Origin of the sequence: Geomonas sp. (genome assembly GCF_035254065.1) — a bacterium.
In the GTDB taxonomy this organism is placed as follows: domain Bacteria; phylum Desulfobacterota; class Desulfuromonadia; order Geobacterales; family Geobacteraceae; genus Geomonas.
In genome coordinates this window covers 1-9,115 of record NZ_DATFBA010000163.1, presented here as the reverse complement: position 1 = coordinate 9,115, position 9,115 = coordinate 1, and the positions used below count along the sequence as shown (strand labels likewise).

8 protein-coding genes are annotated in these 9,115 nt (G+C 61.3%); 5 read left to right on the top strand and 3 right to left on the bottom strand.

What is annotated here, in order from left to right; translation table 11 throughout:
* The first annotated feature begins 281 nt into the window (after positions 1-281).
* Genes VJ604_RS07890 through VJ604_RS07870 form a run of 5 tightly spaced genes read left to right on the top strand, consistent with a single transcriptional unit; the run spans position 282 to position 5,599 of the window.
* On the top strand, positions 282-776 hold the full coding sequence (locus tag VJ604_RS07890) for a chemotaxis protein CheW (RefSeq protein ID WP_324081350.1): 495 nt from the start codon (positions 282-284) through the stop codon (positions 774-776).
* A 42-nt stretch (positions 777-818) separates the two neighbouring features.
* The gene (locus tag VJ604_RS07885) at positions 819-2,717 is read left to right on the top strand and encodes a chemotaxis protein CheA (RefSeq protein ID WP_324081349.1); all 1,899 of its coding nucleotides are present in this window, start codon (positions 819-821) and stop codon (positions 2,715-2,717) included.
* 10 nt (positions 2,718-2,727) lie between these two features.
* Positions 2,728-3,600, top strand: a complete 873-nt coding sequence (locus VJ604_RS07880; RefSeq protein WP_324081348.1) for a CheR family methyltransferase — start codon at positions 2,728-2,730, stop codon at positions 3,598-3,600.
* Positions 3,601-3,610: 10 nt separating this feature from the next.
* Positions 3,611-4,513 (top strand): HDOD domain-containing protein, encoded by a 903-nt coding sequence (locus VJ604_RS07875; protein WP_324081347.1) that lies wholly within the window; start codon positions 3,611-3,613, stop codon positions 4,511-4,513.
* Positions 4,514-4,519: 6 nt separating this feature from the next.
* A complete protein-coding gene (locus VJ604_RS07870) occupies positions 4,520-5,599 on the top strand; it encodes a protein-glutamate methylesterase/protein-glutamine glutaminase (protein WP_324081345.1) in 1,080 nt (359 codons plus the stop codon).
* Between the two features lie 619 nt (positions 5,600-6,218).
* Here VJ604_RS07870 and VJ604_RS07865 read toward each other — a convergent pair.
* The 3 genes from VJ604_RS07865 to atpD form a co-directional block, all read right to left on the bottom strand.
* Positions 6,219-7,229, bottom strand: coding sequence for an aspartyl protease family protein (locus tag VJ604_RS07865; RefSeq protein ID WP_324081351.1), 1,011 nt, complete (start codon positions 7,227-7,229; stop codon positions 6,219-6,221).
* Positions 7,230-7,637: 408 nt separating this feature from the next.
* A complete protein-coding gene (locus VJ604_RS07860; protein WP_324081344.1) occupies positions 7,638-8,051 on the bottom strand; it encodes a F0F1 ATP synthase subunit epsilon in 414 nt (137 codons plus the stop codon).
* A 77-nt stretch (positions 8,052-8,128) separates the two neighbouring features.
* On the bottom strand, positions 8,129-9,115 hold a 987-nt coding region (gene atpD / locus VJ604_RS07855), incomplete at its 5' end, for a F0F1 ATP synthase subunit beta (protein WP_324081343.1).

The window sequence follows — 9,115 nt, the reverse complement described above, 5'->3', positions numbered from 1 at the left end:
AATTAAAGGAAGAGAGTGTGGCACCGCTTGTAGGTGAGTCGATGGAAAACTATAGCGGGTGACCAAGGGGCTGTCAATTCTCTGACTTTTTTGCTTCTCGCCGTCGGTCTGGCCTCCCTCCCGTCAATTTTTTGCCCCCCGAGGCTCAGGGCGGCAGAGCGCCGGCCAGCGCCACTCGCTCCGTCCTCTCCTCGCTCAACTTGGCGGAAAAATTCATTCAATTTTTACAGCACCCGTCCGAATAGCAGTAAGAAGTGGCGCCCATGCCTATGGAGGATATCATGCAGACCGCACTCAAATTGAAGACCGAGGAAGCAGGAGGAGAGCTGATCCAGCTGGTCAGCTTCAACCTGGAGAAGGAAGAGTATGGCATCAACGTGCTGATGGTGCGGGAGATCATCCGGATGCTCAACATCACCCGCGTCCCCAACACCCCCCAGTACGTGGAAGGGGTGATCAACCTGCGCGGCAAGGTGATCCCCATCATTTCGCTTCGGAAGAAGTTCGACCTGGTGGAGGCCGACTACGACAAGCGGACCCGTATCATGGTGATGGAGGTGGCCGGCGAGCTGATGGGCTTCATCGTGGACGAGGTCTCCGAGGTGATCCGCATCTCCGACAAGGAGATCCAGCCCCCTCCTCCCGTGGTGTCGGGCGGGCTCGAGCAGGAGTGCATGGCCGGCGTCATCAACCAGGCCGAACGGCTCCTGGTCCTCCTGGATCTGGAGAAGATGTTCTCCGCCGAGGAACGGCGCTTCTTCAGCAGCGTATCGTAACCACCAACCAGGGGAGTCATCCCCGCACCCCGGAGCATTACCATGTCAATAGATTGCGAGGATCAGGAACTACTGGAAGGTTTCCTGGCGGAAACCACCGAGCTCCTGGAAAAACTGGACGACGATCTGGTCAGCCTTGAGAAGAGCCCGGAGGATGCCGAGCTCATGAACCGGATCTTCCGCTCGATTCATACCGTGAAAGGTGCCTCCAGTTTCCTTGGTTTCGACCTCTTGGTCAAGGTCACCCACAAAACCGAGGACGTCCTCAACCGCTTGAGGAAGGGGGAGCTTTCCCTCAGCTCCGAGATCATGGACGTGGTCCTGGAAGCGGTCGACCTGGTCAAGACCCTGGTGGCGGACATCAAGGCTGGGGAGATCGTGGAGCGCGACCTCGACACGGTGATCTCCAAGCTGATCCCCTTCCTCTCCGAGGGAGCCACCGAGGCCAAGGTGCTGGCTCCTGCGGCCGCGCCCAAGGCGGAGGCAGCTTCCCCGGCGCAGACGGCCGGAAGCCAGCTTCCGGCTTCCCTGGAGAGCCAGGCGGCACAGGCGCCTGCCGCTGTTGCCGATCCTCCTGCAGTCGTTGCCGAGCCTGCCACTACAGCGGTGGCCGCGGCTTCCGCGGCACCCTCCGCGCCCGTCCCGCAGCCCGCCCAGGCTCCCGCAGCGCCCAAGCTGGCACCGGTCAAAGAGGCCGCCCAGAAACCGGCCGCCGCCAAGGGTGAGGAACTGGCCGACAACTCCACCGTGCGGGTGGACGTCAAACGCCTGGACGATCTGATGAACCAGGTAGGCGAGCTGGTGCTGGAGCGAAACCGCATGATCCAGCTGCACACCGACTACCAGGCCGGCCTCGACGAAAACGGCTTCTCCGACGACTTCGGCAAACTCTCCAAGCGGCTAAACTTCGTCACCTCCGAGCTGCAGATGCAGGTCCTCAAGATGAGGATGCTACCGGTCGAGAAGGTGTTCAAGAAGTTCCCCCGCATCGTCAGAAACCTGGCGCGCGACCTCGGCAAGGAGGTGGAGCTGCAGGTCTTCGGCGAGGAGACCGAACTCGACCGCTCGGTGGTGGACGAGATCGGCGATCCGCTCATCCACCTGATTCGAAACGCGCTCGACCACGGCCTGGAGCGCCCCGAGGAGCGGGTGGCCGCCGGCAAGGGGCGGGTGGGAACCGTGGTGCTCTCCGCCGCCCACGAGGGGAACCAGATCGTCATCAGCATCAAGGACGACGGGCGCGGCATCGATCCGGAGCGGGTTTCCAGGAAGGCGCTCGACAAGGGGCTGGTCACCGAGGAGCAGCTCGCCTGCATGGGGAGCCGCGAAATCCTGGAGCTGATCTTCCTCCCCGGCTTCTCCACCAAGGAGCAGGCCACCGACCTCTCCGGCCGCGGCGTCGGCATGGACGTGGTGCGCACCAACATCCGGAAGCTGAACGGCATCATCGAGATCAAGAACGATCTCGGCAAGGGGAGCGAGTTCATCCTCAAGCTGCCGCTCACCCTGGCCATCATCCAGTCCCTTCTGGTCGAGGTGGAGCGCGAGGTCTACTCCATCCCGCTCTCCTCGGTCATCGAGACCATGCGGGTGAACAAGGAGGAGTTCCACGTGGTGGGGGGGCAGGAGGTGCTGAAGCTCAGGGACTCCGTGCTGCCGCTTCTGCGGCTGCAGCGCTCTTTCAACTGCGCCGAGTCCGGCGATGAGCGGAGCACCTGTTATGTGGTGATCGTGGGGGTGGCCGAGAAGCGGATCGGCCTGGTGGTGAGCAGGCTGTTGGGACAGCAGGAAGTGGCGATCAAGTCGCTCGGCAAGTTCCTCGCCAATCTCCCCGGCATCGGGGGCTCCACCATCATGGGGGACGGCAGGGTGGCACTCATTGTGGACCCGATGGGGCTTATCGGCGGCGGCGACGCCACCGGCGTAAGGAAATCTGCCTGAGGGAACGATAATGGCACTTGACACGAGACCACTGGATACCAAGGGAGCCCTGAAGATCTCCGATAAGGATTTCGAGCAGCTCAGGGACTATATATATAACGTCTGCGGCATCTACTTTCACAGCAGCAAGAAGTATTTCCTGGAGAGCAGGCTGGCCCGCCGCATGGAGGGTACCGGCTGCAAGAGCCACGCGGACTATTACCAGTACGTCCGCGGCGGCGTGACCGGCTCGGCCGAACTGAAAAAGCTTCTGGACGAGATCACCACCAACGAGACCTGCTTCTTCCGCAACATCCCGCAGCTGACCGCGCTGGAGAACAAGTTCCTGCCGGAGATCGTGGACCAGAAGGGGAAGATCGGCTTCAAGAAGCTCCGCATCTGGAGCGCCGGGTCGTCGTCGGGGGAAGAGGCCTACACCATGGCCATGCTCCTTTTGGAAAAGCGGGCGACCCTGCTGAAGGACTGGATCATCGAGATCGTGGGGACCGACATCAACGAGACGGTGATCGCCCAGGCCAAGGAAGGGGTCTACAGCGCCTACTCGGTCCGCAACACCCCGGATTACTATCTGAAGAAATACTTCAAGGAAGAGCAGCCGGGGAGGTTCGTGCTGTCACCGGAGGTGAAGAAACTGGCCACCTTCAGCAACGTGAACCTCTACGACGACACCAAGATGCTGTTTATGAAGAGCTTCGACTTCATCTTCTGCGCCAACGTGCTCATCTACTTTGACACCGCCTCCAAGAGCAAGGTCGTTCAGCACTTCTACAACAACCTGCAACCGTACGGCTACTTCTTCGTGGGACAGTCGGAATCGCTGCACGGCGTGAACGACAAGTTCAGGACCGTCCACTTCCCCGGCGGATTCACCTACAACAAGTGAGGATGATGGTATGGAAAAGGCAGCCATGATGCAGACGGCCCAGGCGATGGTGGAGAGCTTCGTGGATCTCCCCACTATCCCGCAGGTCGCCACCCGGGTGATCGAACTTCTGGACAAGCCGGGGGTGGAACTGGACGAAGTGGCGGATATGATCCTGGCCGACCAGGTGCTGGCGGCGCGGGTGATCAAGATGGTCAATTCGCCGCTCTACCAGCCGTCCCACGAGATCAAATCCGTGAAGCGCGCGCTCATCTACCTCGGTTTCCGCCACATACGGGAGCTTGCCTTCACCTGCTCCTTCGTGGACGTCTTCCAGGGGCGCGACGGCATCATCGACCTCAAGAGCTTCTGGGAACACTCCTTCGGCGTGGGGGTGGTCTCCAAGATCATCGCCCAGCGTGTGCGCTATCCCGATACCGAGAAGGCCTACCTGGTGGGGATCGTGCACGATATCGGCGAGGTCTTCCTGAGCTACTACCGGCAGAACGACTTTCGGTCGCTTTTGGACTCCGTGCAGGGCCAGCCCTTCCGGCTGGTCGAGAAGGAAGTCCAGTTTCTGGGCACCTCCCACAACGAGATCGGCCTGTGCATCGCGAAAAAGTGGAACTTCCCCGCCGATTACTGCGAGGTGATCGGGCTGCACCACGCCCCCGACGAGGCGACCCTGGACCCGACGCTGTGCGCTATCGTCAACCTGGCCGATCTCTTCTGCTGCGTGCGCCAGCTTGACTACGGCGGGAACTCCTGGGTTTCCTTCAACCTGGCCGAAGAGAGGGCCTGGGCCATCCTCAAGGAGTACGCCCCCAACCTGGCGGCGCTCGACGTGGAACGTTTCTGCTACGAACTGGACGACCGGGTCCCGGAGATCGAGGACATGGTCCGGTCCATCTTCCAGGGGATAGGAGCTAAGTAAACCGCCATGCTTCCCACTCAGCTTGCCAAAATCAGGGTGCTGATCGTCGACGACTCCTCGTTCATGCGGCTGGCGATCCGTGGGATACTGGCCCGGGCGCCCAAGGTCGAGGTGGTCGGCACCGCAGCGGACGGCGTGGAGGGTGTCGAGAAGGCGCTGGCGCTCAGCCCGGACCTGATCACTATGGACGTGGAGATGCCGCGCCTCGACGGGATCGGTGCGCTGAAGCAGATCATGGCCAAGCAGCCGACCAGGGTGCTGATGGTATCCACCCTGACCTGCGAGGGGGCCCGCTCCACCTTCGAGGCGCTCGATGCGGGCGCGATCGATTACGTCCCGAAGAACGTGAGCGACAGCAAGGATGCGCAGAGTGCCTTCCAGCAAGCCCTGTTGTCCAAGGTGGCCGAAGCCGCCTTGGTACCGGTGCCGAGGAGACACCTGTCCGCCCCCTCCACGCTGGTGAAGCCCGCCTCGCCCGCCATCGTGCGCCCCTCGCATTTCGCGCACCGGCGGATCAACTGCGTCGGCATCGGTGCCTCCACCGGCGGGCCGGTTGCCCTTCAGGAGGTGCTCTCCAGGGTCCCGGTCAACTTCCCGCACGGCATCGTGGTCGCCATCCACATGCCGAAGGCCTTCACCGGCCCGTATGCGGAGCGGCTCAACGCCAAGTGCTCGCTCTCCATCCGGGAAGCGCTGGAGGGTGACGTGGTCAAGGGTGGCGAGGTGCTGATCGCCCCCGGAGGCCGGCACACCTCCCTGGTCAAGCAGGGGAGCAACATCGTGGTCAGGACCGCGCCCACCACCGATTACCCGCAGTACATCTACATCCCCTCGGTGGACCAGATGTTGACCAGCCTCTGCGACGCCAGTGCGGGCGCCATGCTGGGAGTGATCCTGACCGGGATGGGGAACGACGGTTTCAAGGGGATGAAGCATCTGAAGGGGAAAGGGGGAGTGACCCTGGTGCAAAACGAGGCGACCTCTACCATCTTCGGCATGCCACGCGCCTGCATCGAGGGAAACGTGGCAGACGTCGTGCTACCGCTGGACCAGATTGGATATGAAATCGGCAAGATCGGCAATTAGCCTGCGCCCACAGCGGATTACTCAGCCGTTCGCCCTGAGCCTGTCGAAGGGTATGTGAAACTCTACGGCAGATTTCAAGCTAGAAAAGTTGGGATCGTACCTCGACAGGCTCAGCACGAACGGTTTCACTTTTTCCAACCTTTTAAACACTCTGCCAGCTAACCTCTTCTCACTGTTCAACGCCCCCCCAGCTAGCCTCTGCTCACCGATCTCCTTCGACCAACAATCCCTCCGCGACAATCTGCACCGTACACGATGAATACCCCTGCCTTTTAAGCCTGAAAAGCACGAAGGGTCCAGCAACCGGAAGACAGTTGGGGAAGATCACCATGAAATGGCCGCGACTGTCGAGGTAGCGATGCAGGGAGGCAACCTCCCGCGGCTCGCACGAGGCTGCTGCGTTGGAAGTGATGGGATTGGTGCTGGATGGAGCATCAGGCGGGAAGACCGCGAAGAACATCAGCTGAAGTGTGCGTAGAAGGCGCTCCATGAAAAAGTAAAAACCCTCCGTCAATCAACCGCTACAAAGGTGCACTTCGAAAAGTGAGGCCATCCACTCCTTGGGGCTTCCCTCACCCTACCCCTCTCCCGGGGGGCGAGGGGACTGGTGGCACGTGCATCAGTACCAGCGGATCAGTTCATGCTCGGCATCGACCTGGAAGCGGTGCTTTCCCAGGAAATCCATCCCCAGCAGACCGTCGTGCAGACTGTCATCCTTGCGATAGGGGATAAGTTCCACCTCGGTGGCCGACAGGGTGAAAGGGCCGGCGACCAGGGCATCGATACGTGCCACCCTGGAGCTGATCGTCCTGCCGTCGGCGACCTCGGCCTGGGAGGGCTTGGTGGTACGGGGATCTATTCTCAGCCTGGGCGCGAGGTTGTCATGGATGGCGGTCCTGGTGGCGCCGGTGTCCATCACCAGTTCGGCAGTCACCGACTCCCCGCCGTTTTTCAGAATGACCGGCACCAGCACCTGGTCATCGATGATGCGGATCCGCGTTACCTGTTCCCCCTGGGCGCCGGTGCTCTTCACTTCGACCGACGGGCGGTCGGGCGAGGAGGCGTCGCCGGCGGCGCGTTCACCACTGCTGGCGCCAGCGGTACCCGGAGTCGCTGCCTGCACCGGAGCAGGCACAAGGGTCCGAACCGGAGCCGGGTCCGCCTGGGCCGCAGGAGATGAGGCGGGCCCGCCACCGGGACCTTTCGTGCTGAAAAGGGAACCGCGCAACGACCAGGCGAGCACAGCGGTCAACAGAATGATCGCCGAAAACACTGCTGCCACCGGCGCCATTCGGAAGGGAGGACCCGCCTGTGAGGCGGCGTCTACTTTAGCCAGCAGTTCCTGGGCGTAGCCGGAAAACTTCTTCTTGAGCAGCGGGTCCTGACATCCTTCGCCGAGTTCGGTAAGCACCGAAACCCCGCGTCGATCCCCGGCGCACCTGATCAGGTTTATGGCGATGAAGCTGACTACCTCGACCACCATGTGCAGCCTGTCGAGGTACTCCTCAGATTTCTTGGGATAGCCCAACTCAGGAAGGATCGAGCGGCTGACCTCGTAGAGCGCGTCTATCAGCACCTTCTCGCAGTGTTCGCGATCCCCTTCGTTCATCAGTTGGGAGGCGAGCTGCACTTTCAAGCTTTCACAACGGCGCTGCATCTCCATCGAAGTCACCTCTGGCACCATATTACTGACATCGGCACCGATTGAAGGGCAATTACGATGGATATTCTAACTCATAAACGTGCAGCCGTCCTAGAGGGTTTGACAACCACGGCCAGGAACGAGACGCCTGTGACAGTGCCCAACGCTGTAAATAGAATCAGATTTAGCTACCATGCTCGTTAACACGTCCCCCCCTTGATAAAGGGGGGACAGGGGGGATTGCTTTTGACTGTTGACAGTGGCACATTCAATACCCCATCCTCACCCCGGCCCTCCCCTTGAAGGGGAGGGGGAGTTTGTGATAGATGGCAAAGATGCACAAACAAAAAGAGCGGCCAAAAGCCGCTCTTTTCATATCATCTATAGTGCCTGCTGTTACCGCTTGGACTTCCCGGCAACCTGGACCCTGACCATCGCGCGCTCGAGGGCTGCCTCGTAGATGCGGAAGTTCTTGTCGTCCTGGGTAAGGGACTTCAGCTCGGTCTCGGCCCGGCCTAAAGCGGCCTTGGCGCGCTCCAGATCGATCTCGTCAGCACGCTCGGCGGTCTCGACCAGCACGGTCACCTTGTCGTTCTCGACTTCGAAGTACCCCCAGTTGAGGGCCAGGTGGTGCATGACGCCGTTCTGCTTGTAGGCAAGCTCCCCGATCTTCAAGGAGGTCAGGAAAGGGGCATGGCCCGGCAGCACGCCGAACTCGCCGAGGGCACCGGTTGCGGTGATCTCGTCGACCTCTTCCGAGAGGACCTTCTTGTAGGGGGTTACCAGTTCAACCTTCAGTTTTTCAGCCATGGAAAACCTCTTCGGGCAAAAGGCGGATTACCGGAGGCACCGGATATTCTCCAGCGCCCCCGGATCAGCCTGATTTATTAGACAGCCAGCGACTTCGCTTTCTCGATGGCTTCCTCGATGGTGCCGACCATGTAGAAGGCCTGCTCGGGGAGGTCGTCGTGCTTGCCGGCCACGATCTCGGAGAAGCCCTTGATGGTGTCCTTCAGTTCGACGTACTTGCCCGGGGAGCCGGTGAAGGCTTCGGCCACGTGGAACGGCTGGGAGAGGAAACGCTGGATCTTCCTGGCGCGGGCAACAACCAGCTTGTCCTCCTCGGAGAGCTCGTCCATACCGAGGATGGCGATGATGTCCTGGAGGTCCTTGTACTTCTGCAGGACGTACTGGACCTGACGGGCGATGGCGTAGTGCTCGTCACCGATGACCTGCGGATCGAGGATCCTGGAGGTGGAGTCGAGCGGGTCCACTGCCGGGTAGATGCCGAGCTCGGCGATCTGACGGGAAAGAACCGTGGTCGCGTCGAGGTGGGCGAAGGCGGTTGCCGGAGCCGGGTCGGTAAGGTCGTCGGCCGGAACGTAGATCGCCTGCACCGAGGTGATGGAGCCTTTCTTGGTGGAGGTGATGCGCTCCTGGAGCTCGCCCATCTCGGTGGCCAGGGTCGGCTGGTAACCGACCGCGGAAGGGATACGGCCGAGGAGTGCGGACACCTCGGAACCTGCCTGGGTGAAGCGGAAGATGTTGTCGATGAAGAGGAGCACGTCCTGGCCTTCCTCGTCACGGAAGTACTCTGCGATGGAGAGAGCGGAGAGGGCGACGCGGGCACGTGCGCCCGGCGGCTCGTTCATCTGGCCGTACACCAGGGAGGCCTTGTCGAGAACGCCCGACTCTTTCATCTCCATCCAGAGGTCGTTCCCTTCACGGGTACGCTCGCCGACGCCGGCGAAGACGGAGAAGCCGCCGTGCTGCTTGGCGATGTTGTTGATCAGCTCCATGATGAGAACGGTCTTGCCGACGCCGGCGCCGCCGAACAGGCCGATCTTGCCGCCCCTGGCGTACGGTGCGAGCAG

What these genes read in the sequence shown, in the direction of transcription:
- VJ604_RS07885 (WP_324081349.1), top strand. Translation starts at nt 819, where the DNA reads ATGTCAATAGATTGCGAGGATCAGGAACTACTGGAAGGTTTCCTGGCG.
- VJ604_RS07880 (WP_324081348.1), top strand. Translation starts at nt 2,728, where the DNA reads ATGGCACTTGACACGAGACCACTGGATACCAAGGGAGCCCTGAAGATC.
- VJ604_RS07890 (WP_324081350.1), top strand. Translation starts at nt 282, where the DNA reads ATGCAGACCGCACTCAAATTGAAGACCGAGGAAGCAGGAGGAGAGCTG.
- VJ604_RS07860 (WP_324081344.1), bottom strand. Translation starts at nt 8,051, where the DNA reads ATGGCTGAAAAACTGAAGGTTGAACTGGTAACCCCCTACAAGAAGGTC.
- VJ604_RS07875 (WP_324081347.1), top strand. Translation starts at nt 3,611, where the DNA reads ATGGAAAAGGCAGCCATGATGCAGACGGCCCAGGCGATGGTGGAGAGC.
- VJ604_RS07870 (WP_324081345.1), top strand. Translation starts at nt 4,520, where the DNA reads ATGCTTCCCACTCAGCTTGCCAAAATCAGGGTGCTGATCGTCGACGAC.